Consider the following 22,705-nt stretch of genomic DNA (forward strand, 5'->3'; position numbering starts at 1 on the left):
TAAACGTCTCGCACCTTGTTTTCTATAGCACAAGACAGGAAAGTTAGGACGTATAATGGAGAGGACGAGATGACTAAGAAGACCCAAAATGCCAGCCCCCTATAGTTACGACCTCAGACAAAAAGTTATTGATGCAATTGAACTAGACGGTATGCCCAAAACAGAAGCCAGTCAAGTTTTCCATGTCAGCCGGAACACCATTAATCTCTGGCTGCAAAGAAAAGCACAGACCGGAGACTTCCTCCCTAAACCTAATCACCCACCTGGCAATAACCACAAAATTACCGACTGGCAGAAATTCAAGGCTTTTGCCCAAGAGCATGGCGATCAAACCTCCGCTCCAATGGCTGAACTTTGGGATGACGACATCTCTCCTCGCACCATATCCAGAGCCTTGAAGAAAATTGGCTTCACCAGAAAAAAAACTTACGGCTACCAAGAACGTTGGAAGCAACAGCGAGAGGAGTTTATTGCTCAGATTGAACAGATGGAGCCACAAGAAGTGGTCTACCTCGATGAAGCCGGCATGAATAGTCAGGACTCGGATTACCCTTATGGTTACTGCGAGGAAGGAAAACGCTTCCATGCCCTCAAATCAGGGAAGAGGCAGGGCAGGGTGAGCTATATGGCCGCATGGTGTGATCAACAACTCTTAGCTCCCTTTACCTTTGAGGGTTGTTGTAATCGGACAGTGTTTGAGTTGTGGTTGGAGTTGATCTTAATTCCAACATTGAAGCCAGGTCAGACTCTAGTATTGGACAATGCAACGTTTCATAAAGGGGGGCGGATTGCTGAACTGGTGGAGGCAGCTCAATGCCGTTTACTCTATCTTCCGCCTTGTTCGCCAGAGCTCAACAAGATAGAGAAATGTTGGTCGTGGTTGAAAGCCCGCATTCGCCATTGTATTGAGCAGTTTGATTCTCTCCATGATGCCATGGATTCTGTTCTCAATGCTGCGTCCTAACCGTATTGACTAGTGCTATATATATTACGGACGGATACAAAGTTTATCCTTGCTTAATTGAGGATTGCAATCATCTAGTCAGCAAAACGGCTATGACAAGAGTATAAGGAGAAAACTGCCGTCTGAGGCACTATTTAGCCAGGCTACATCGCAAAACTTTGTGTGATTCCAAGTCCACTGAGATGTTGTACAAATCAATTCGCTTACTTATCTATTATTTGAAGCATGGACAACTTCCTCCGTTCTCTTAATCATTCCTCACTGTGCAATACCCTGGATATGGTGCGAGGAGAGATGTCGTCATCCCAAAGTTGAGCCATTTGAGCGGAGGTTTTGTCGCCATGCTCTTGGGCAAAAGCCTGGAATTTGTGCCAGTCGGTAATTTGGTGGCTATGACCAGGTGGGCGATTAGGTTTAGGGAGGAAGTCGCCGGTGTGTTCTTTTCTTTGCAGCCAGAGATTGATAGTGTTCCTGCTGACATGGAAAACTTGACTGGCTTCGGTTTTGGGTATACCGTCTAGTTCAATTGCATTAATAACTTTTTGTCTAAGGTCGTAACTGTAGGGGGCTGGCATTTTGGGTCTTCTGTAGATATCCTTGCCATTATACGTCCTAACTGTTCTATCTTGTGCTATAATTCCAGCATTGAAGCCAGGTCAGACTCTAGTATTGGACAATGCAACGTTTCATAAAGGGGGGCGGATTCCTGAGCTAGTGGAGGCGGCTCAATGCCGTTTGCTCTATCTACCACCTTATTCGCCAGACCTCAACAAGATAGAGAAATGTTGGTCGTGGTTGAAAGCCCGCATTCGCCATTGTATTGAGCAGTTTGATTCTCTCCATGATGCCATGGATTCCGTTCTCCAAGCTGCGTCCTAACTACCTTGACTAATGCTATACATCTAAACTGCCCTCGCGGTCAAGAGACTTTTAAGGCTCCCTCTGGGAGACCGAGAGAGAGCCACTCGGTGGGTCTGTTTCCCAGGGGAGAGCATCTTCGAGGATATCAGCTATCAACCGACTTGAACCGTCGGGGAGTTGATAGGATATGGTAGTTCTCTCGCCGACCAGACCTGACCATCCAAAGCCATTTGTTCAATCAAACTTGCCAATCGCAAGGCTTTTAAGGCTTGTTCTCCCCCTACTGACGGCTGATTTCCACCATGAACGCAACTGACAAAATGCTCTAATTCCGCATGGAGAGGTTCAATATTGCTAGTGTGGACTTTTTCAATTAATCCATCCTGACGATAGAGAATCTGGCCATAGTCAGTCACATAATCCGCCGTAGTTTGGCGGTGTATTAAAATCTCATTATTAAGGAAATCTGCTTCCGTGAGGGAATTTTTACAATGAGCTACAATAGATCGCAATTTCCTGTGGGTGACTTTACTAGCGATGAGAGTGGCAATAATGCCATTACCAAAACCCAAAGTAGCCGTCACATAATCAAGATAACCCGAATTTGAAGCACGACTGCCACTAGCAGTTAACTTCACCACCGGGGCGGGGACTAAATCCATTAACAAGTCGATATCATGAATCATTAAATCCAGCACCACCGACACATCATTAGCCCGGTGGGAGTATGGACTCATGCGATGTGCTTCTAAAGCCAAAACTTCCTCAGTTTTCAAGACTTTACCAAGTTCAGCAAAAGCCGGATTAAACCTTTCAATATGTCCGACCTGCAGGATGCGCTGATATTCTGCGGCTGCATTGACTAAAGACTCTGCTTCGGAAATACTAGCAGCGATGGGTTTTTCAATCAACACATGAACTCCGGCCTTGAGGCAAGTCATTCCTACCGAGTGATGTAGACGGGTGGGAACCGCCACACAAACCGCATCCACATATTCCAACAAATCCCGATAATCTTCAAAAAAGCGAACCTGGTATTTACTGGCTGTGTCGAGTCCCCGTTCCACATTAACATCGGAAACTCCCACCAGTTGTACATCCTTCAGCAAACTGAGAACCCGCGTGTGATGCTGTCCCATATTGCCAACACCAATTACCCCAATCCGTAGAGGGTCTAGTTGACCTCGCCCTACACTAATGCTTGAATATCCTGTTGACATCCTATTGAGCACTCCTGGAATCTTCTCCACCACACACAAAAGACAATTAAGCCGTAGGGGCAGGTTCACCAATAATCTGGTCAAGATAGAGGATGATTGGAGAACCCGCCCGTACTCGGACAAATCCACCCAGATACTATCACAGCATCAGATTTTGTACAGAATTTCTCTAAAGAAACCAGTAATTCTCATTATGGAAATTCAACTGCTATCGGGTGGGATGTCTAACTCGAGACCCTCAAGCCTGAGAGGGTGACAACGGAGGGAAAACCCAGATGGGGCAATTGTTTGAGATAATGGAGAGGTCGTCAAAAAGCGGGTGGCCCTTGGAGCTACCCTGACCAAAAATGCTAAAGACATTATACCAGAAACTATTACGAATCCATTTGAGCGAGAGTCAAGCACAGACCTTAGAACTCTTCGTTATGATGCTTCAAAGTTATCGGCAAGTCAGATTATCAACGCTCGCAAACTTATTTCCCCAACCCATTCAATACAAGAGTCGAATCCGAAATATCCAGCGATTTCTAAAACTCCCCCAACTTTCGGCTAAATTGCTGTGGTTTACGATAATCAAGGCCGCTTTAAAATCTGAATTTCGAGAAAAACATTTAAATAGAGAACAAAGGAGAAAGCGCTCAAGATTAAGTTTGAAAACAAAAAACTATGTAGCGGTTGCTATCGAGAGCACTCAATGGAGAGACCGGAATCTCCTGATGGTCACGATAATTTTGGGAAATCATGCTTTACCAATATATGGGGAGCTACTCTTCAAGTTGGGCAGTAGTTCTTTTCGGGAACAGAAACGAGTATTAGGGCCAGTACTAGCTCTTTTAAAACCTTATCCGGTTGTGGTAATAGGAGACGCGCGAATTTCATAGCGCCCAACTAGCAGACTGGCTAATAGCCAGAGGGGTAAACGTTGTATTTCGCCATCAAAAGAGCGCTTTTGTAGCCACATAAAACCATCCATGCAAGTCTTTAAAAGCCCAGGAATGTAAATTTTGCAAATCCTCCTTTTTAAAAAATGTAACCTTTCAAAAATATGAACCTATTCAGGGATTTAACCTAGGAGTTTATGGGCAAAAAAATCATCCTGGAAAAAAGGTAAAAGAAACGTGGTATTTACTAACCAAACTTGACAATCCCCAGCTGGTTAAGCAAATTTATCAAGCGCGATGGGGTATCGAAATGATGTTTAGAGATTGTAAAAGTGTGGGCGATAACATGGAATATACTCGGGTGGATTCAACCCGATTTTTCGCCTTATTTTTGTGAATTACTTTCGCTTATTGGCTGGCGACACAAAGAGGTCATAAGTTTAAATATAACCACTTGTGCGAGACGTTCAGGCATGAAATAGGGTTGCCACCTCAGTACAGGACAAAAAAGCTGAAAGTCTTAGCCAAAAGGGAATCTAGCCGAAAATGCTGAAGGGGGCGCTCCGGGCTGAGGCGAAAGTCGAGGGGTGGGGGGGGGTAGCGCCAAGTTAGGGTGAGAGGGTTAGATCGGAATTACCGCAAACCAAACTTCCCTCTCATGAACGAGCTTAACCGATTACGAGACACTTTGCGCCCTCACTTGCCCTGGCACGGGGCGAGATGAAACTTTGTCTGCCTGTTCCTGATGGCGCTGTTTCAAGCCAAGACGGTCAATCTGGCGGAATTGGCGACGGTCTTCGCAAATCCTGTGCAAATTTCCTCAAATTATAGCATTAGTCAAGGTGGTTAGGACGCAGCTTTGAGAACGGAATCCATGGCATCATGGAGAGAATCAAACTGCTCAATACAATGGCGAATGCGGGCTTTCAACCACGACCAACATTTCTCTATCTTGTTGAGGTCTGGCGAATAAGGTGGTAGATAGAGCCAACGGCATTGAGCCGCCTCCACTAGCTCAGGAATCCGTCCCCCTTTATGAAACGTTGCATTGTCTAGCACTAGAGTCTGACCTGGCTTCAGTGTTGGAATTAAGATAAACTCCAACCACAACTCAAACACTGTCCGATTACAACAACCCTCAAAGCTAAAGGGGGCTAAGAGTTGTTGATGACACCATGCGGCTATATAGCTCACCCTGCCCTGCCTCTTCCCTGATTTGAGGGCATGGAAGCGTTTTCCTTCCTCGCAGTAACCATAAGGGTAATCCGAGTCCTGACTATTCATGCCGGCTTCATCGAGGTAGACCACTTCTTGTGGCTCCATATGTTCAATCTGAGCAATAAACTCCTCTCGCTGTTGCTTCCAACGTTCTTGGTAGCCGTAAGTTTTTTTTCTGGTGAAGCCAATTTTCTTCAAGGCTCTGGATATGGTGCGAGGAGAGATGTCGTCATCCCAAAGTTCAGCCATTTGAGCGGAGGTTTGATCGCCATGCTCTTGGGCAAAAGCCTTGAATTTATGCCAGTCGGTAATTTTGTGGTTATTGCCAGGTGGGTGATTAGGTTTAGGGAGGAAGTCTCCGGTCTGTGCTTTTCTTTGCAGCCAGAGATTAATGGTGTTCCGGCTGACATGGAAAACTTGACTGGCTTCTGTTTTGGGCATACCGTCTAGTGCAATTGCATCAATAACTTTTTGTCTGAGGTCGTAACTATAGGGGGCTGGCATTTTTGTTCTTCTTAGTCATCTCGTCCTCTCCATTATACGTCCTAACTTTCCTGTCTGGTGCTATATCCGCTAAATATTCTGAACTACACACAACTGTTAAACAAAATACAGAAGACATCAATAGATTAGCAGCTTCAATAAGAAAAGAGACTAGAGAAGAGAGAAAAATAATCTGGCTGGTTTTCAGACATATTGAAAAATATTTAACTAAAACAACTGATGATCATGGACTTCATTTAAGAGACAACGAAATCAACAACAATGGACTCTAATGTATTACCAGATATAGTCAAACTGGGAACTGATGGCATTACAGTTTTTTTAGTCTGGCAGTTAATGAAGCAAAACCAGAAACTGATATCAGAGGTTAACTCCAGAGACAACGAACTAATGAAGCTGATTGACACAATCCTAAATCAATATAGGCAGTACCCAACAGAATTAAGCGATCGCACTAGCCGAATTAACCGTCCCAGAGCAGAAAGCAATGAGTAAGTTATCATACTGGCCCAATGGATGACAGCCTACTGGGAAAATGGACAAAATAAGTACAAATTCCCACCTAGGACAAAAAAGCGATCGCATTAAATCCCTTGACACCAATCTGTACTCGCACAAAACGACAAGGGTAAACGCTTCATTGTATCATTTGATTGAAGTCTTGGAGGCGATCGCCAAGATTTGCCAACGGCTAAACGGACTCAAAAGGATTAAATTTCTGAAAAATGCCCAGACCTACTGTGATTATTCCCGGCTATTTTGCCTCATTCAAAGACTATCAGGAGTTAGCACAATCTCTGGAAAAGGAAGGGATACCGACCCTTATTGTTCCCATCAAAAAACTTGATTGGTTGCCGACAGTGGGAGGCAGATCAATGGTACCGATTTTGCGTAAAATTAATACGACAGTACAGCAAACTCGGCTTCAGTATAATTCTGATCAAGTTAACTTAATTGGTCATTCGGCTGGGGGTTGGATTGCCAGAATTTATATGGGAGAAAAACCCTATACTATTCATAATGATGTTAATGAAGATACTCAGGGTTTGTGGAATGCGCGACCATATATAAAGAGTCTCATCACCTTGGGAACTCCCCATATGAGTCGGGAACAATGGACTCGCAAAAATTTAGATTTTGTTAAGTTTAATTATCCCGGTGCATTCTATGAAGATATCCGCTATGTTTGTATCGCTGGTAAAGCGATTATGGGGGGACGTAAGCGAGGACAAATACTAGCTTATAATAGCTATAAAATCACTGTGGGGGTGGGAAATACTTGGGGTGATGGCATTACACCTGTTGAGGCTGCCCATTTAGAAGGGGCAGAAAATATCACGTTAGATAATGTTTGGCATTCCCCCAGTTCCCCAGGAAAGTGGTATGGTTCTATTGAGGTAATTCCTGAGTGGATTGATCAATTAAATTGAGGAAATGGTGGTGAAAGTTACAGAACAAAACATCAAACTAGATAAGTTTTTGAAACTGTCGGGGTTAGTGGAAAGTGGCGGACAGGCTAAGGCTTTTATTCAGTCGGGTTATGTGATGGTTAATGGACAAATAGAAACTAGACGGGGACGGAAATTAATAGAAGGCGATCGCGTAACTTTTAACGGGGAAACTTTCCCAGTTACCATACCAGATAAAATCTGACCCAATTCGGCTAATTTTAAGCAAAAACTACGGTGCGATTACCATAGGCTAAAACACGATGTTGGAGGTGAAGACGGACAGCGCGAGATAAGACTAATCGTTCTAAATCTTTTCCTTTGCGAACCAAGTCAGCAACTGTATCTCGGTGGCTGACACGAACAACATCTTGTTCTATTATAGGTCCTTCATCGAGATCGGCGGTGACATAATGGGCGGTGGCACCGATAATTTTAACGCCGCGATCATAGGCGCGCTGATAGGGATTAGCTCCCGGAAAAGCAGGTAAAAAAGAGTGATGAATATTAATGATTGAAGGGAAACTACTAACAAATTGAGGGCTGAGAATTTGCATATATTTAGCTAAAACTACTAAATCTATTTTGTGTTGTCTTAATAACTCCAACTGCTGGGTTTCTTGCTCGTTTTTGTTGTCGGGAGTAATGGGGATATGATGAAAGGCGATCGCCAACTGATCCGCAATAGGTTTAAGGTCGGGATGATTACTAATAATTAGGGGAATTTCCGCCGGCATTTCTTTAGCTTGCCATCGCCATAACAGGTCTAATAAACAATGGTCTTGCTTAGTCACCCAGATGGCAATTCGGGGAATAGTATCGGAAAAATGTAGTTGCCAATTAGCCTCTAAAGGTTTGGCGATCGCACTAAAAGCCGGCGCAATCACATCTCTGGGCAAATTAAAGTCTTTTAATTCCCATTCAATCCTAGTTAAAAATAATTGGGCTGAAGCATCAGTATGTTGATCAGCGTGAATAATATTGCCACCATTAGAGTAGATAAAATTGGCAATTTTAGCCACCAGTCCACGACGGTCAGGACAGAAAACCAGTAAAGTAGCAGTAGGTGATTTCATCTTAATTTGGCTGTTGGTTTGATGGTTAATGTTAAAGATACTTGTCTCGTAGCTTCACAGATTTGATCACTATAGCTTCCACAGCGATCGCAATATCCCAGGCTTCTGCTAAAATTTTATGCTCCGGGGTAGTAGAATCTTGCCATTGAGGTATAGTCAAATTAGAAACATCACAGGGAAACAGATGGGAGGATTCTTTAATTAAGCAACGATTCCGGCGAATCATGACCTCTGTATTGAGGGTTCTAACTAATTCTTTCCTAATCATTTTCAAGGCGCTAAGAATTTGGGAACGGTCAGGGACTTTAGCGGTAGGATTTCCGGCATTTTCCAGTTGATCACAAAAAGCGATCGCATGAATAATTCTATTATATCGCTCCACTTGCATCCAAATAGCTATTAAAGATTTATGTCGCCAAGTCGTGATAATTTTGAGGGTCTCATCAATAATTAAGCCGAAACAGGCGATCGCATGAATGACTACCAAAACCGTTTGATAGGCTGGAAAAATCCCAATTAGTATCCCATAACTGAGTAAGACTAAACCCATAGCCAGCAAAGTTTTTAATCCCTCCTGCAACAACTTTTTGAAAGTAGCAGGTCGGTAGACTCGGTTGATACCTAGTCCGCTGAGGTGTTTCAGTTCTCCTCGGCTAATTTCTAAACCTTCTAAATCAGGTGTCATTGCTGGGCATTTTGGTTTATTTTATCTTGGATTTATCATTATAATTATCTGCTAAAGTGGCGATCAAATTTTTCTCTTTAGACTGTTTGAGAGATTTTTGATAAGCCCATTCTGGGGTAATTGGTAGAGGTTTTTTAAGTTCATTATACTGCTCATTTAAGGATACTAATTTTTCCAGTTCAACAATCAGATCCTGGGGATTAACGAGACAATAAAGCAAGAATTTATCATAAGCATCTCCCATTTGTTCATAGACACGAGAAGCGGATAAGTGGTTAGTAGCCCTATCCATAGGATTGAGAAAAGTCAATAAAGGAGCCAAACTCGCCACCATAATTGAAAATACAATATATAATCCATAGCTTGCGCCATCTTCCGCTTGCAAATCGGCGATCGCTTGGACACTAGCGGCAGCGGCTAAAACGGTGCTGGGAATACCGATATATAAATTAGTGTGAGACCAACGAACTGACACATAAAGATGCGCCCAAGACATAATTCTACATAAATTTCTTCTATCTTCGGCTCTAGCGAGAATATCCTCTCGTTTAACCAATTCATTCATACTATAGATGTCCCTAGTATTTTTCTAGCAGTGGGGTTGATGTTTCAGGTGGTAACTGCGCTCAAAAATTATACGATATTATGTGAGGCTATGAAACAGGAGCGCGACCGGAAGTGACGGGTAAGCCGATCATAAAAGTTGTTCCGGCTTCAGTTTTGGGAGTGACTCCCTGGGGTAGCCATTCAGGAAGACAGGGAGAATAGACCATTATTTCCCCTTGCATTGGCTTGAGTAAATCTTGGACGATCGCCAAACCCAGGCCAGTACCAGGGATATTCCCTTGAGCCTGAATACCCCGATATCCTCTTTCAAATAGACGATCGCGATCGCCTGGTGGAATTCCCGGTCCGGTGTCACTGATAGCAATAGCCACACCGGGAGCCGGCCAATGGTCGATCGCATAATTCTGGGCCACTTTCAGATAAATCTCGCCGCCGGGGGGAGTATATTTAAGTGCATTATCCAAAAGATTGCTAATCACCTCCCGCAGCGCCTTAGCATTTCCTCTCACTGTAGGGACTTTTGGGGGAATTTCCGCAATACATATAAGTTGTCGTTCATCGGCGATCGCACAAGTGGCCGTCCATAGGGGGTTAATAATCTCCTGAACCTTAATCGGTTCAATAATATCAGTAGCAGGTAGCAAAACCGGGGACTTAGCCACTGGTGTCGGAGGTTCGCGGCTAGTGTTTACATATTCTACTGTAGCTGTTTGGCTATCTCCAATGGAGGAAAAGGGGAGACTGAGGAGATTTTCTCCTCTTTCCGCAGTGCGATCGACCTGTTGGAGTAGTTCCTCAATGCGATCGCTTTGGCTGAGGATATTATCAGCGAGTTTATAGTTACGGTCATCGGGACTGAGGCGCTTTAGCAAAAGTTTCCCAAAGGTCCGCAAAGCAGTCAGGGGACTTTTTAGCTGATGCAATAACCCCTGTAGAGTTTGGTATTCTTGGCTTTGTAGCTGATATTGTTGTCTAACTTCCTGTTGTAGCCATTGAGAACGTCGATCCAAAATACACGCAGTAGTAAGAGTATGAGCGATCGCTCTCAGTTGTCGCTGTTCCTGGGAATTCCAGGGTCGGTCATCGCGACCTGTCACCAAAAAACCCATCACCATGCGATCGTGAATTAGGGGGAGGACCTGTTTTTGAGGAGAATCAACATTTTGCCAGTCCGACTCTGGGGGTTGGTCCCCGAATGATTCCACTTCTTCTGTCTCTGTCCTCGCAATATTTTCTGATGGGGGAGCTAACCTGGGGAGGAGACTAGGTTTCACAGACCAGGTAAAATCCCACTGGGGTAGTTGGAGCAGAACTTGATCATCAGACCATGACCGAGGTATTTCTGGATAAGCAGCGATCGGGATCAGTTTTCCTGGCTGACCCGCCGCCCAATCTTCCGCCAGATATACCACACTTAAAGAGGCTCCCCAACCCGTGATTAGGGAAACTTGAGCTTGACAAAGGGTGATAAATTCCGAACTGGTAGCCATGAGCAAGGTTTATTAACAATTAATTTGATACCCTTTAGCCCTCACAACGAGATCCCTCCCTACCAGGGGATAACTAATTTGCCCCGTGGTATGGTAAACTAACTCGACCCAGAAACCATCAAACTTGATCTCAACGGCGCTATCCCGATTATATAGTAGTCTGGATTTCACAGGCCATGGCTGTCCACTTTTGCCTTTTGAGGAATGGGACCCTAATCAACTCAACTTGGGGGTCAAACCATCTAGGGATAATCCCTTGAGTTCCCAAAACTGGGCGATTATTTTTTATTTGTATCAATGTATTAAAATCTATTGAAATTTCTGGCCAGAAGATATATAATTCACTCGTATTTGGTAGCTAGATTTACACCCATCTGCTCAAAGAGGAGGTAAAGAAATTGGCTAGAAGACGTAAGCGCAAGAGCCGTCGCAGACAAGAAGGACGGCGCATTCTTGAGTGCGTGCCTCAATATAGCATTTCCAGTGGCGAAGATAAACCGGTAACTGCAGCCCGCAAGTATATTCACTCTGAGGGCATAATTCCGCCGGCTTTGCTGCTGGTCAAAAGAAACGAACACACGACCGATCGCTATTTTTGGGCGGAAAAAGGTCTATTTGGTGCTCAGTATGTCGAAGAAAACCATTTTTTGTTCCCCAGCCTAAAGCATATTGCTGAAAAAAACAATAACCTGGTGACGACAACCGCGAGAGTTTAATTGTGGATGTTGTAACTGACAACATCATTTTTTTTGTCAGGATTCCGCCATATTTGGGGAGATCAAACTGTTCCGAACAGGGAGATTAACCAGACATTGGTTTGTCATCGGATTAACTTAATGTCGGCAGGAGTCTCCCGTTATACCAGAAGTTAACGGGAGGAAGATGCCGAGGACTAGGTATGAGAACCCTCTCTGATTTAATCGTTCCTGAATTGGGGAGCGTCCCCGTTGGCTTGGGGAGAGGGGGAGAAGCTAGGCGGCCAATTACTGGTCGTGCTAGGGGAATTGATGCCAAAAGTTAGAGCGGGTTGCTATTAGCCTTAAATGTTCTCTGATTGCTTAGAAGCGAGAGCTTGTTTTAAGGTAGCCAGTTCATCTCTATGGGCTGTAACCCGAATCAGACTCTCGGTTCTGCTCTCAGAACTTCTAACGGCTTCCAGTTGTAGGAACACCTGCTCTGGTCGCTTGGCCTTTTGCCAATAAAAAAAGCCAGCGAGAGGAGAAAACAGCACCAGGGCGAGAAAACCATAGCCAGAAGCGGGGATAGCCATTGACAACACCAAACCCAAACACAGGCTACCAATAGCGGTTAACAGGGTGAGAAAAATGGCCATGAACCAACTGGGGCGGACTAAGCCTTCATAGGTGATAGAATTTTCCTGGCGATCAATAGCGATCGCACGGTAGGCTCGCGAGTGAAAATAATTCTGAATTTGCTCTAGGAGAGTGTCCGCGTCTTGGGGGACACAGATAGTTTGCTGCTCAGTTCGCTCCTTAACCGAAGCCTTGATAAAGAAAAACAGACCGACAGCCAATAACAGGGTCAGAAAAAAGGTGGATGGAATAACAGGAATGGTCATAAATTTCGGGAACGACTAGCGGACACTATATTATTTTACGGCTATTGGTGTAGTCATACCAAAGTTGAGCCAGTTCTCCTGCTAGGGGACGACACTCGGGTAAAACTTGGTACATTCGGCGGGGTCTTCCTCGACCGTCAACTTTTTGCCAATATCCGCTAATAGTTCCCTCCCGTTCCAAAAACTTCAAAGCGCTATAGAGAACGGTATCTGAGAGACGATAGATCCTATATTCTTGCTCCAAGCGTTTAATCAACTCAGTTCCATAGGAGTCCTCACCCAAAAAGACCGATAAGACATAGCAAACCGCTAACTCCCGATTGAGATAAATCGGCGGCGGGTCTTGAAAAAATCGATAGATATCCTCAAAGGTCATCAGCCTGTCCCACTCCACATCCTTATCCTTACCTGTTTATGAAAACAGCAAGGGGTGTCCATTGACTTTTGACATCTAATTTATCGCGTTTGTTAACCAGCGTTTGGTCAATGAAATCACTATTTGAGGATATTTTGACTAACTGGCTTTGCGATCGCCAATTAACTGATAACACTCAGCCACAGAAGCACCCTCAGCCATAGCAGCCGCCAAGGCTTCTAATGCTGACCAGTTTTGCTTGAGCAAAGTTTTAGCCTGTAAGATAGCCCAGCGTTCCTTAATTTCAGCATCTTGAGGTGAGCGCCCTAATTGAGTCCATAAGCGCCTAATATTTTGGCGATCGGAAAGTCCCCCCAGAGCCTGATCATAAACCAAAATTTCGGCGGCGATACCCGCCATCCAAACCTTACAGTATTTATCGATCGCTTCTGAGGAAATCACGCCATGGTCAAGTTGTTCCATCAACTCGACATCATTAAAGCGGACTCCTCCTTGGGCTTTTTGTCCTTGTCTAAAGGCTTCCCAAGCGGTCAGCGCATATCCTTCCACGGGAACACCCAACAAATAAGCCATTAAAAAGTGACCAGCTTCGTGGTGGACAATGCGATCGCGCCGGGAACCAGAAGAACCGGCGAACCAATCCACTAAAATAGTGGAGCCTTGACCCTGTAGGCTAAAAGTATCCAGAGTAGCCAATCCCAATAATACAAACACCATTCCGGCTGGGACGGCGGCGGATATATGAAACAGAGGCGCTACCAGGGTAGTTAAAGTCAGGGTAAAAATAGTAATCGCAATCAGATTTAAAGAAGTATCCCGCATTTATCACGTAAAACTCCTGGGAGGGTTGGAAGCTCCGTGATTGATCACGGAGAGGAAAACCGACTCAAGCGGCTGACCGCCGCCAGCACCCCCTTGCGGGGTGGAGGGGTATGGTTGCCCCTCCATGGAGCTATGGTTGGCTCCGACTCCCTTGCGGGGTAATGTTTGCTTCGCCAATGTTCAGAGTCGGTACTATCCAAATCGCACGTCCTTAACCCCTTAGAGATGTTTAACGATTCGGTTCATGAGCCTGGAACTAGCACGCATTCCAGGGTAGGAACTTTAACTCTTGCTCTGAACGTAGCCAGTTAAGGCTTAAGCTGGTCAGCTACCTGAAAGCGGGGGGCACGAAGCCCCCGTGCTTCAGCCGGGGGTGCTGACTTATTATCAATTGTCACCGTTCACTAGGTCAGAGGGAGACGCAACATCTATAGACCGCGCTTTATAGAAGGTTTCCAAACTATGGCGATCGCCCACATAACGCCAGTGCCACGGTTCATAACTCACCCCGAGGGGGTTATCTTTGGGAAATGATAGCTCAAAACTATAGAAAGCGGCATTATCGACTAGCCATTTAAAAGCGGGAGTTTGATCAAAAGTCTCTCTCAGATCGGTATCGGGAAAGTTAGCATCGCCCACATCAATAGCATAGCCGGTGTGATGTTCACTGTAGCCAGGAGGGGCGCTTACTTGGGCGCGTTGACTGGGGACTTGTCCCCTTTGGGCTTTGATGTCAAAAAACAAAAATTCCTGATCTTCCAAACCCCGAAACCCAGATATGGGAACCAAAATAATTCCGCTTCTTCTGGCTGCATCAGTCATGTCCAAAAAGGCATAAGCGGCGGCGCGACGTAACCTGATCACACCATCAGCGGTAATATTTTTCAGTTCACTCTCGGGGGCTTCCTCATAGGGAAGATGTCCCAGAAGGTTAACTGGTAGTTGGGAAACTTGGTTAGGGATGACGGATGGTGTGGGTAGTGGGTTAGTTGTTGGTGGGGGTTGCATAGCATCAGTTGTTTCTGATGCTGACAGGTTAACAGAGGTGCGATCGACGACCAAAATCCCAAATTGGTAGTTAAGGCCGAGAGCCACTACAAAGGCCACTATACCCAGGGCTAACCACTGCCAAAATTTTGGCGATCGCTGAGACTTACCAAGGGTACTATGATCGGAGTTGGGAGTATCTCGAATCGCTTCCGGGATATCTTCGCTGGTCATGGGCGGAACATTGTCCAAGTTCTTGTACATATTGATCCCGTTGAACAAAATCACAAAAAAAGCAGGTAGGAGCCTTAACCACTGATAACACAGTCCCCTCAGACTACTCCTGGTGGACAAGTTAACCTGACGCGAGAGGACGCCTAACGGCTATATTAACTGCTATATACTACAGTGTGTCGGGGACATAACCCGGTTTTCTTTGGGGCAGACAGTGTTAGTTTGCTATCATATCTTAATTAGGCTATCGATGAGCTAATGGTTGCATCGATGATGCTGGAAAACACCTCAAAAGCGATTGCCAACTACTATAGGTTAGCTGAAATAGCAACTTTTATACCGTGTCTATTGTAGATTATCCTGCCAAACAAGCCTATCAGCGGGGTCTCAAATGGCTCGTGGGTTCCGCCGTCTTTGCTGTGGTCGGAGTGGGTGGAGTTTTGGGTTATGATATCATCCAAAATCGACCACCAGCGCCCATTTCTGCCGAGGTAATTCCTGTAAAACTCGGAGATGTAGAAAACCGCATTAATGAAGGGGGAATTTTAGAACTAGGCGGACAGCGTAGCATTAAATCTCCTGAAGATGGTGCGGTTGAAAATATTTTAGTACAAGTAGGCGATCGCGTCACCCAGGGTCAACAACTGATGAGTTTACGCAACCCCAACCAACAAACCATTTTACAGAAAAAACAGCTAGACATCCAAAAACAGGAAATTATTGTAGAACGCCATCGCCAAGAAGTAACCGAAGCCGAAGAACAACTAGCCGCCGCCCAACGCCAGTTACAAATTGACCAAGCACAATATCAGCAAGAATTAGCCTCCAAAAAAGCCGTCAAAGATTTAACAATTCAGAGACTTGAATCCCAGGTTAATCGGAATCGCCAAAAAGTGGAAGAGGCGGAGATAGAATTAGCGGCGGCTGAGGAAAAATTAGCCAGCAGCCGAGAACTACTGGAAAGAGGATTTGTGGCACAACAAGAAATTGAACGGGGAGAAGAAAGTGTTCGTCAGCAAACCACCGCGTTAAGAAACGCCAAACATGACCTTAATACTACCTTAATGGAATTGGCATCAGCTAAAGCGGAATTAATCACGGTTTCTACTACAGTTAACACTTCCCCCGTGGTAGAGTCTGAGATTAGGCTAAGACAGGCTAAAACCACTTTGAGACAAAGCCTCAGTGAACTAGAACGCCTACAAATAGAATATCAAGAGGAAGCACTGAAATTACAAAATTTTGTGATTACATCTCCTATTAATGGAGTGGTACTTAATATCAATGTTAAAGCGGGAGATGGACTGAATCGCGGTCACGATTTAATCACATTAGGCGACCCTAATCAGGAAATCGTTAGGCTGCAATTATCAACCCTTAACGCTGTTCAAGTTAGACAAAATCAACTAGCCCGGATTACGGAAATAGGGCCTAATCCTGAAGTATTTATAGGACGAGTAGACCAGGTTGATCTCGCCACCAGACAGTCGGAAGGAAATCAAGACTCAGGTTCAGGACAAGCGTCGGTTTTTGCTACTGTTAAATTAGATAGACCCACTGGACGTTTAATTCCAGGGAGTCCAGTTAGTGTAGAAATTGTCTTAAATCAACGAGAAAATGTTGTGGTGCTGAATACCGAATTAATCCAAAGAGATAGAGACTCTCGCTATGTATGGGTATTAGATGATAATAATACGGCTCAAAAGCAGCCTGTCACCCTCGGGCTAGAAGGATTAATAGAGGTAGAAATTACTTCGGGTTTAAATTCAGGAGATTTAGTGATTTCGCCTCCCTTTAACCAAACCTTAGAACCAGGTAAAGTTATTGTCCATGAACCTCAATAAATTTATCATCGTTAATTAAGGATTATACCTAATCATTATCATCAAATAATTCCATGAGTTTATCTATCTTTAATTTATTGGGTTTAAGTTGTCAGTCCTTAATCGGTAATCCTCTCCGGTCTACCCTGTCAGCGGTAGGGGTATTTATGGGAGTAGCAGCAGTTACGGCTACTCTACAAGTTAGGAATATTTCGGAGTCAGTAATTGCTAAACAAATTGCAGCCAGAGAATCGCCAGTAATTAGATTATCTCCGGCTTGGAGACGGGGAGTAGAATTTCAGGGTTTGACACTTAGTGATTTAGAGTTTTTGCAGAGTAGGTTAACGGGTGTAACTGCCATTGCTGGTCAAAGAAGTGCTTGGTGGATTAATTCGGTTTTATTTCAGGATCGCAGTGTTAATCCAGAATCGAAATTAGCTGTTTCTTTGGAATATCAAATAACCTCTGGTAGGCGCATGATTAAAGGTCGTTTTTTTAATACAACTGACTTTGAGCAATATCGACCAGTGGTTATCGTTGATGAAATTTTGGCAACTGAATTATTTGGAAATATTGACCCGATTAACCAATCAGTATATATTCAAAATCGACCTTATATTATCGTGGGGGTTACTGAAACTAGAGAAATATCATCACGGTCTGGTCAACAGGGTTTATTGCTGATACCTCTACCATTAGACGCGGCGGCGACGGGAGCGCGTCATTTACATAATATCACTGTGGGAGTAGAACGCCTAGAAGAAATAGATCAAATACAACAGCAAGCGATCGCCCTTTTACAACAACGAATTCCCACCCAAGAATATCGAGGTTGGCAAAATATTAACGATATTTTAGAACAACAGAAAACCCTGGAATCAGTTTCCCAAGCGTTGCTAGTTGTAGGTGCAATATCCTTAATTGTGGGAGGGGTGGGAATTGCTAATGTGACGATTGCTTCTGTGATTGAACGTACCCCAGAAATTGGATTAAGACGAGCTATTGGAGCTACACAACTCGATGTTATGCTACAGTTTATTGTAGAGGCGGTGGTTTTGAGTTTCATGGGTGGAACTATAGCGATCGCCACTGTTCACGGCGCGACTATAGTAGTTACAGAACAGTTTAACTTACCATACGAATTTGACCACGAAACTGCTATAATCGCCCTGAGTTCCTCGGTATTAGTGGGGGTAGGGGCGGCGTTCTTTCCGGCGCTCCGCGCTAGTAAACTAGACCCAGTGAAAGCATTAAAGGGACAGTAATTATGGATAAAAATCCCGAACCATCTACAATGAGCGATCGCTTTTGGTGGCTGAGATTTTTACTAATTGCGATCGCCACATCAGGTTTATGTATTACCCTGGCTGTTAGCTTAGAAACTCCTCCAGTTACCCAAGCTAACGCCTCCCGTAACACGCCATTACTAAACCCTCCCGACCTTCCCCAAACGTCACCCAATCCCAGCATTAATTTAGATAATCATAGGACAGAAAAAACTCGGGTTAAACTCCCCCAAATTATGGGGAATATAGCCAGGTTCTCTCCCTTCAAACTAGAAAATGAACCCTCGCCAACTGAACCCAATTTACAGATTATCTCGCCAGAATCTTCGTTAGAAAGAGATAGCAATCAAAAGGCGATCGCTAACCCCCAACCCCGACCAACCATTGCCGCCACCCTCCCCAAATCAGCAGAATACCGCGTCAATAATAGCTTATATAATTGGTTAGATGGCATAGAAATTCCCCCCCAATTTAGCCAATCTCAACCCCTGATTAACTCCCCCACAAATGAAGGTACACCCTCCCCAGAAATTCCCCAGTTTATCCCAGAAAATCAAGATAATGCTGTGAAATTAACCCTACCAGATGTGGTTTTTCTCACTCTTTCCAATAATAGAAACATTAAAAACCAGTACCTAGAAAGAATTATACAGCGTCGAGATTTACAAGTAGCGGAGGACAAATTTGCTCCAGAGTTTACCCCCAATTTATCAATTGAATGGCAAGATATTCGACAGGGGGGACAAAGTCTTTCTATGACATCAGGGTTAGTTTTAGGGGCTCAAATGGTGATAAAAATTCCCACAGGGGGAGAGTTAAATATGGGCTGGACAGGTCGCGGCGAGAGACAAGGAAGCAGCTTTAATGCGGAAAATAGATTAAGACAGAATTTAGAATTATCCTTCCGACAACCCCTTTTAAGAGATAGTGGAATCGCCGTAAATCAAGCGTCGATAAAAATTGCTCGCCTTGATGAAGCTATTAATATTTTAAACCTCAAGAATACTTTGATTGACCAAATCACCCAAGTTATTTTAGCTTATCGAAATTTAATCCAAGCCCAGGAAAGGGTCAAAATTCAAGTGCAGTCTTTGGCTTCCTCTCAACAACAAGTAGAAAATACTCAATTTTTAATTGATGTAGGTCGTCTTCCGGCTATTGAGTTAATTCCCGCCCAACGCGGAGTTAAAAATAATGAAATTAGCCTTTTAGATGTTAAAAATAACCTTAAAAGGCAACAATTAGCATTATTGAATATTCTGGATTTAGAGCAAGATATTGTTCCGGTGGCTGTCCAAATAGATTTGGATGAACTAGAAATGCCAGAATTGCAGGAAATTCGAGAAATCGCCTTAGTCAATAGACCAGATTATTTACAGGCTAAACTAGAAATAGAAAAGGCAGAAACTGCTTTAATTATAGCGGAAAATAATCGACGATGGCAGATTGACTTGGATACAGGAATTCGCCATAATCCCTCACCGAATATTGTAGAAGATAGAACGGAATTAAGGGCGGGAATTGTGTTTAGCAAAGAATTGGGCGATCGCACTATAGAACAAGAGTTTGAGCGCCGTCGTATTAGTCTAATACAAGCCCAAAATGATTTGGTAGAAGAAAGACAACAAATTGATATTAATGTAGCCAATGCTGTGCGGGATGTTCGGGATAATTATCAAAAATTAGAGTTGGCTCAAGAGTTGACAGAATTTAGGAGACAGGAACTAAATAATGAGGAAGAAAAGATTAGGCTAGGTGTGGGTAATACTTCTGTAGTCGATTTAGTCCGGTTTCAAGATGATTTAGTCAACGCTCAAAATGCGGAATTAAATGCCAAAATTGACTACCTCAACTCGTTAACTGAATTAGACCGAATTTTAGGCACAACATTAGAAAGATGGGATATTATTGTGGAAACAGAAACTCCCTTGTAAAAATCTATGGTTATTGAATTAATTTGCGAAGATAAAGATGGGGAAAATCAACGCCTGGATAAGTGGTTATCAGAAAGGGTACACCAGTTATCTAGGTCCCGTCTGCAAGCCTTAATTTCGTCGGGTCATGTTTGGATAAATAATTCGCCCTGTACGTCGAAAAAGGCTACAGTTCAAATTGGCGATCGCATTCAAGTGGAAATCCCGCCAGCCATTCCGTTAGAATTAAAGGCTACTAATATCCCCCTAGATATACTCTATGAAGATGAAGAACTACTCATCATAAATAAACCGGCTGGCTTGGTAGTTCATCCCGCCCCAGGACACGAAAATGATACGCTAGTCAACGCCCTATTAGCCCATTGTGAAACCTTAGCTGGTATTGGCGGCGTACAGCGTCCGGGTATAGTTCATCGCCTAGATAAAGATACCACAGGAGCGATCGCGATCGCCAAAACTGACCACGCCCACCAACACCTACAAGCGCAAATTCAAGCCAAAACCGCCCGCCGCCAATATTTAGGGATCATCTATGGTGTCCCGAAAACTACCTCCGGTGTCATTGACCAGCCTATAGGTCGCCACCCAAGCGATCGCCAAAAAATGGCAATTGTACCCCAACACCAAGGCGGACGTAGCGCTATCACGCACTGGAAAGTCAAGGAACGCCTGGGAAACTACACTTTGATAGAATTTGAACTAGAGACAGGTCGCACCCACCAAATTCGCGTTCACAGCGCCAGCATGGGTCATCCTATCGTGGGCGATCGCGTCTATGGAAAAGGTCGTTCCGTGGGAGTCAACCTCCCCGGACAAGCCCTCCACGCCTGGAAACTGACGCTACAGCATCCCACTTCAGGGGAATTAATAGAAGCGATCGCACCCCTACCTCACACCATGACGACTCTATTAAAAGTTTTACGCGATCGTTAATTATCAATCTGACCCTGGGAGCCGGGGGTGGGTTGCTTTTTCAATTGACCTCTGTTATCATGAAAGATGATCGGGGTTGTGAAATATATCATAATTTACCCCACCTGTCAACCCATCCCTGTTGAGCTTGGTTGTTGGCTGGTCAAATAGTTAGCAACATCTTTTAACAGTATTAGCTACCACCCTAGCATGATTAAATGTTAAGTTTAAGGTAGAGCAAAACACGGCTAGAAAACCCAACAGGGGCGAAATGACTGAATCTTTAGATTTACTTAAAGATTTTTTTCCCCCAGAAAAGCTAGAAACTATCGACAATAAGGTTAAATATGTCCAGGTATGATTCCCATTTACGGTGTTCTTTTTGTGGCAAATCTCAGGAACAAGTTCGCAAGTTAATCGCAGGCCCTGGGGTCTATATCTGCGATGAGTGTGTGGAACTTTGTAATGAAATCCTGGAAGAAGAGTTTTCAGAAAGGGCTGGAAATAAACCACAACCGGGTCTAGGTGTAGAAACTAGACCATCTCCTTCCCAGCCGAGACTAACACCCCTAACAGAACTTCCTAAGCCAGTGGAAATCAAACAGTACCTGGATAAGCACGTCATTGGCCAAAACAATACCAAAAAAGTCTTATCAGTGGCAGTCTACAACCACTACAAGCGTCTTAGTGTAGATGCGGGAAACATGAGCAATCAGGACTTTGACGAAACACAAGGCTATAGCGACGAGCAGGTAGAATTACAGAAATCGAATATTCTACTAATGGGACCGACTGGATGTGGTAAAACTCTCCTAGCAGAATCTCTGGCTAAACTCCTGGATGTTCCGTTTGCGGTGGCTGATGCTACTACGCTGACAGAAGCTGGCTATGTGGGAGATGATGTAGAAAATATCCTACTGCGGTTGCTACAGGTAGCTGATTTTGATATCGAAGCAGCACAGCAGGGAATTATCTATATAGACGAAATTGATAAAATTGCCCGCAAAAGTGAAAATACCTCTATCACCCGAGACGTTTCTGGGGAAGGGGTACAACAAGCTCTGTTGAAAATCTTAGAAGGAACTGTGGTTAATGTGCCACCCCAAGGGGGAAGGAAGCACCCCTATCAAGATTTTATCCAAATTGATACGAGCAAGATTCTGTTTATCTGCGGCGGTGCTTTTGTGGGTCTCGATAAGCTGGTTGAACAACGGATGGGTAAAAAGTCCCTGGGCTTTATTCAACCAGGTGTTAAGCCAGGAGAAGAGGTGCAGAAAACATCTGTGGACACGACGGAAATTCTCCAAAATGTGGAACCTCAAGATTTGGTGAAATTTGGCTTGATTCCTGAGTTTATCGGTCGGGTTCCAGTCCTGACTGTGATTTCACCTCTGGATGAGGAGGCGCTGGTGAAAATCTTGACTGAGCCTCATAATGCTTTGGTTAAGCAGTATAAACAACTGCTGAAAATGGATAATGTCTCTTTGGAGTTTGAACCTGATGCTTTAATTGCGATCGCTAAAGAAGCCTACCGACGTAAAACAGGGGCTCGTGCGTTGCGCGGGATTTTGGAAGAACTAATGTTAGAGGTAATGTATGAGTTACCCTCCCGCAAGGATGTTAACCGCTGTGTGATTACTAAGGAAATGGTGGAAAAACGGTCAACTGCAGAGGTTCTCTGGCATCCGGCTTGGCGACGCCAGCACGAATCGGCTTAAATTAAATATACCGAAAATTGTCCGGTTAGGATTCATAGCTACTGTGGTCAGAGTCAGAGGGCGAGTTGATAAATCTTCTCGCCCTTAGATGTGATTAGTGGTGGAACCCACCCCCCGCGC

At 44.3% G+C, this 22,705-nt stretch carries 22 protein-coding genes and 5 pseudogenes; 16 read left to right on the top strand and 11 right to left on the bottom strand.

What is annotated here, in order from left to right:
• Nucleotides 1–88: 88 nt before the first annotated feature.
• On the top strand, nucleotides 89–964 hold the full coding sequence (locus HFV01_RS15935) for an IS630 family transposase (RefSeq protein WP_193520199.1): 876 nt from the start codon (nucleotides 89–91) through the stop codon (nucleotides 962–964).
• 17 nt (nucleotides 965–981) lie between these two features.
• Nucleotides 982–1,215, top strand: a pseudogene (locus HFV01_RS15940) (IS1 family transposase); the annotation flags it as partial.
• A 15-nt stretch (nucleotides 1,216–1,230) separates the two neighbouring features.
• Here HFV01_RS15940 and HFV01_RS15945 read toward each other — a convergent pair.
• A pseudogene (locus HFV01_RS15945) lies at nucleotides 1,231–1,539 on the bottom strand (IS630 transposase-related protein); the annotation flags it as partial.
• Between the two features lie 61 nt (nucleotides 1,540–1,600).
• On the opposite strand from HFV01_RS15945, the pseudogene HFV01_RS15950 reads away from it, so the two are divergent.
• Nucleotides 1,601–1,843 (top strand): annotated as a pseudogene (locus tag HFV01_RS15950) (transposase); the annotation flags it as partial.
• 134 nt (nucleotides 1,844–1,977) lie between these two features.
• Here the strand turns inward: HFV01_RS15950 and HFV01_RS15955 are convergent.
• Nucleotides 1,978–3,045, bottom strand: coding sequence for a Gfo/Idh/MocA family protein (locus HFV01_RS15955; protein ID WP_006616252.1), 1,068 nt, complete (start codon nucleotides 3,043–3,045; stop codon nucleotides 1,978–1,980).
• A 347-nt stretch (nucleotides 3,046–3,392) separates the two neighbouring features.
• Between HFV01_RS15955 and HFV01_RS15960 the strand changes: the two are divergent.
• Both HFV01_RS15960 and HFV01_RS15965 read left to right on the top strand, forming a co-directional pair.
• Nucleotides 3,393–4,383: pseudogene (locus HFV01_RS15960) on the top strand (IS4 family transposase); the annotation flags it as partial.
• A gap of 201 nt (nucleotides 4,384–4,584) precedes the next feature.
• Nucleotides 4,585–4,755: pseudogene (locus tag HFV01_RS15965) on the top strand (IS4 family transposase); the annotation flags it as partial.
• Nucleotides 4,756–4,772: 17 nt separating this feature from the next.
• On the opposite strand, the gene HFV01_RS15970 reads toward HFV01_RS15965, so the two are convergent.
• Nucleotides 4,773–5,648 (bottom strand): IS630 family transposase, encoded by an 876-nt coding sequence (locus HFV01_RS15970; protein WP_046321284.1) that lies wholly within the window; start codon nucleotides 5,646–5,648, stop codon nucleotides 4,773–4,775.
• A gap of 261 nt (nucleotides 5,649–5,909) precedes the next feature.
• Here HFV01_RS15970 and HFV01_RS15975 point away from each other — a divergent pair, with 261 nt between their 5' ends.
• Genes HFV01_RS15975 through HFV01_RS15985 form a run of 4 tightly spaced genes read left to right on the top strand, consistent with a single transcriptional unit; the run spans nucleotide 5,910 to nucleotide 7,301 of the window.
• The gene (locus tag HFV01_RS15975; protein WP_006626162.1) at nucleotides 5,910–6,143 is read left to right on the top strand and encodes a hypothetical protein; all 234 of its coding nucleotides are present in this window, start codon (nucleotides 5,910–5,912) and stop codon (nucleotides 6,141–6,143) included.
• A gap of 40 nt (nucleotides 6,144–6,183) precedes the next feature.
• Nucleotides 6,184–6,495, top strand: coding sequence for a hypothetical protein (locus tag HFV01_RS30805; RefSeq protein ID WP_228116639.1), 312 nt, complete (start codon nucleotides 6,184–6,186; stop codon nucleotides 6,493–6,495).
• Complete coding sequence (locus tag HFV01_RS15980) at nucleotides 6,389–7,078, top strand: esterase/lipase family protein (RefSeq protein ID WP_231296554.1); 690 nt, start codon at nucleotides 6,389–6,391, stop codon at nucleotides 7,076–7,078. The genes HFV01_RS30805 and HFV01_RS15980 overlap by 107 nt, the downstream gene beginning before the upstream one ends.
• A gap of 4 nt (nucleotides 7,079–7,082) precedes the next feature.
• Nucleotides 7,083–7,301, top strand: coding sequence for an RNA-binding S4 domain-containing protein (locus tag HFV01_RS15985; protein WP_006626164.1), 219 nt, complete (start codon nucleotides 7,083–7,085; stop codon nucleotides 7,299–7,301).
• Between the two features lie 16 nt (nucleotides 7,302–7,317).
• Here the strand turns inward: HFV01_RS15985 and purU are convergent, their stop codons facing one another.
• The 4 genes from purU to HFV01_RS16005 all read right to left on the bottom strand — a co-directional run bounded on the left by purU (nucleotide 7,318) and on the right by HFV01_RS16005 (nucleotide 10,914).
• A complete protein-coding gene (purU, locus tag HFV01_RS15990) occupies nucleotides 7,318–8,172 on the bottom strand; it encodes a formyltetrahydrofolate deformylase (protein ID WP_006669286.1) in 855 nt (284 codons plus the stop codon).
• A gap of 31 nt (nucleotides 8,173–8,203) precedes the next feature.
• Nucleotides 8,204–8,857 carry a hypothetical protein gene (locus tag HFV01_RS15995; RefSeq protein WP_193520200.1) on the bottom strand — a complete coding sequence of 218 codons (654 nt, stop codon included), beginning with the start codon at nucleotides 8,855–8,857 and terminating at the stop codon, nucleotides 8,204–8,206.
• A gap of 16 nt (nucleotides 8,858–8,873) precedes the next feature.
• Nucleotides 8,874–9,422 carry an SLATT domain-containing protein gene (locus tag HFV01_RS16000; protein WP_006669288.1) on the bottom strand — a complete coding sequence of 183 codons (549 nt, stop codon included), beginning with the start codon at nucleotides 9,420–9,422 and terminating at the stop codon, nucleotides 8,874–8,876.
• An 88-nt stretch (nucleotides 9,423–9,510) separates the two neighbouring features.
• Complete coding sequence (locus HFV01_RS16005) at nucleotides 9,511–10,914, bottom strand: sensor histidine kinase (RefSeq protein ID WP_193520201.1); 1,404 nt, start codon at nucleotides 10,912–10,914, stop codon at nucleotides 9,511–9,513.
• A 398-nt stretch (nucleotides 10,915–11,312) separates the two neighbouring features.
• Between HFV01_RS16005 and HFV01_RS16010 the strand changes: the two genes are divergently transcribed.
• Nucleotides 11,313–11,630, top strand: coding sequence for a DUF3155 domain-containing protein (locus HFV01_RS16010; RefSeq protein WP_006669290.1), 318 nt, complete (start codon nucleotides 11,313–11,315; stop codon nucleotides 11,628–11,630).
• 182 nt (nucleotides 11,631–11,812) lie between these two features.
• Entirely contained in the window at nucleotides 11,813–11,935 is a 123-nt protein-coding gene (locus tag HFV01_RS30810; protein WP_006626170.1) for a hypothetical protein, read from the top strand.
• An 18-nt stretch (nucleotides 11,936–11,953) separates the two neighbouring features.
• Here HFV01_RS30810 and HFV01_RS16015 read toward each other — a convergent pair whose 3' ends face one another.
• From HFV01_RS16015 to HFV01_RS16030, 4 genes are all read right to left on the bottom strand, one after another.
• Nucleotides 11,954–12,493 carry a cofactor assembly of complex C subunit B gene (locus tag HFV01_RS16015; RefSeq protein WP_006626171.1) on the bottom strand — a complete coding sequence of 180 codons (540 nt, stop codon included), beginning with the start codon at nucleotides 12,491–12,493 and terminating at the stop codon, nucleotides 11,954–11,956.
• A gap of 25 nt (nucleotides 12,494–12,518) precedes the next feature.
• Nucleotides 12,519–12,869, bottom strand: coding sequence for a PadR family transcriptional regulator (locus HFV01_RS16020; protein ID WP_006626172.1), 351 nt, complete (start codon nucleotides 12,867–12,869; stop codon nucleotides 12,519–12,521).
• Between the two features lie 138 nt (nucleotides 12,870–13,007).
• Nucleotides 13,008–13,691: a hypothetical protein gene (locus HFV01_RS16025; protein WP_006626173.1), complete on the bottom strand. Its 684-nt coding sequence runs from the start codon at nucleotides 13,689–13,691 to the stop codon at nucleotides 13,008–13,010.
• A 387-nt stretch (nucleotides 13,692–14,078) separates the two neighbouring features.
• A complete protein-coding gene (locus HFV01_RS16030; protein WP_046321281.1) occupies nucleotides 14,079–14,912 on the bottom strand; it encodes a M15 family metallopeptidase in 834 nt (277 codons plus the stop codon).
• Nucleotides 14,913–15,253: 341 nt separating this feature from the next.
• On the opposite strand from HFV01_RS16030, the gene HFV01_RS16035 reads away from it, so the two are divergent.
• The 5 genes from HFV01_RS16035 to clpX all read left to right on the top strand — a co-directional run bounded on the left by HFV01_RS16035 (nucleotide 15,254) and on the right by clpX (nucleotide 22,585).
• Nucleotides 15,254–16,756 (top strand): efflux RND transporter periplasmic adaptor subunit, encoded by a 1,503-nt coding sequence (locus tag HFV01_RS16035; RefSeq protein WP_193520202.1) that lies wholly within the window; start codon nucleotides 15,254–15,256, stop codon nucleotides 16,754–16,756.
• A gap of 53 nt (nucleotides 16,757–16,809) precedes the next feature.
• On the top strand, nucleotides 16,810–18,000 hold the full coding sequence (locus HFV01_RS16040; RefSeq protein WP_193520203.1) for an ABC transporter permease: 1,191 nt from the start codon (nucleotides 16,810–16,812) through the stop codon (nucleotides 17,998–18,000).
• Between the two features lie 2 nt (nucleotides 18,001–18,002).
• Nucleotides 18,003–19,955, top strand: a complete 1,953-nt coding sequence (locus HFV01_RS16045) for a TolC family protein (RefSeq protein ID WP_193520204.1) — start codon at nucleotides 18,003–18,005, stop codon at nucleotides 19,953–19,955.
• Nucleotides 19,956–19,961: 6 nt separating this feature from the next.
• On the top strand, nucleotides 19,962–20,888 hold the full coding sequence (locus HFV01_RS16050; RefSeq protein ID WP_006626179.1) for an RluA family pseudouridine synthase: 927 nt from the start codon (nucleotides 19,962–19,964) through the stop codon (nucleotides 20,886–20,888).
• A gap of 326 nt (nucleotides 20,889–21,214) precedes the next feature.
• Complete coding sequence (clpX, locus tag HFV01_RS16055) at nucleotides 21,215–22,585, top strand: ATP-dependent protease ATP-binding subunit ClpX (RefSeq protein ID WP_006626180.1); 1,371 nt, start codon at nucleotides 21,215–21,217, stop codon at nucleotides 22,583–22,585.
• Nucleotides 22,586–22,705: the final 120 nt, after the last annotated feature.

The organism is Limnospira fusiformis SAG 85.79 (assembly GCF_012516315.1).
GTDB lineage: Bacteria > Cyanobacteriota > Cyanobacteriia > Cyanobacteriales > Microcoleaceae > Limnospira > Limnospira fusiformis.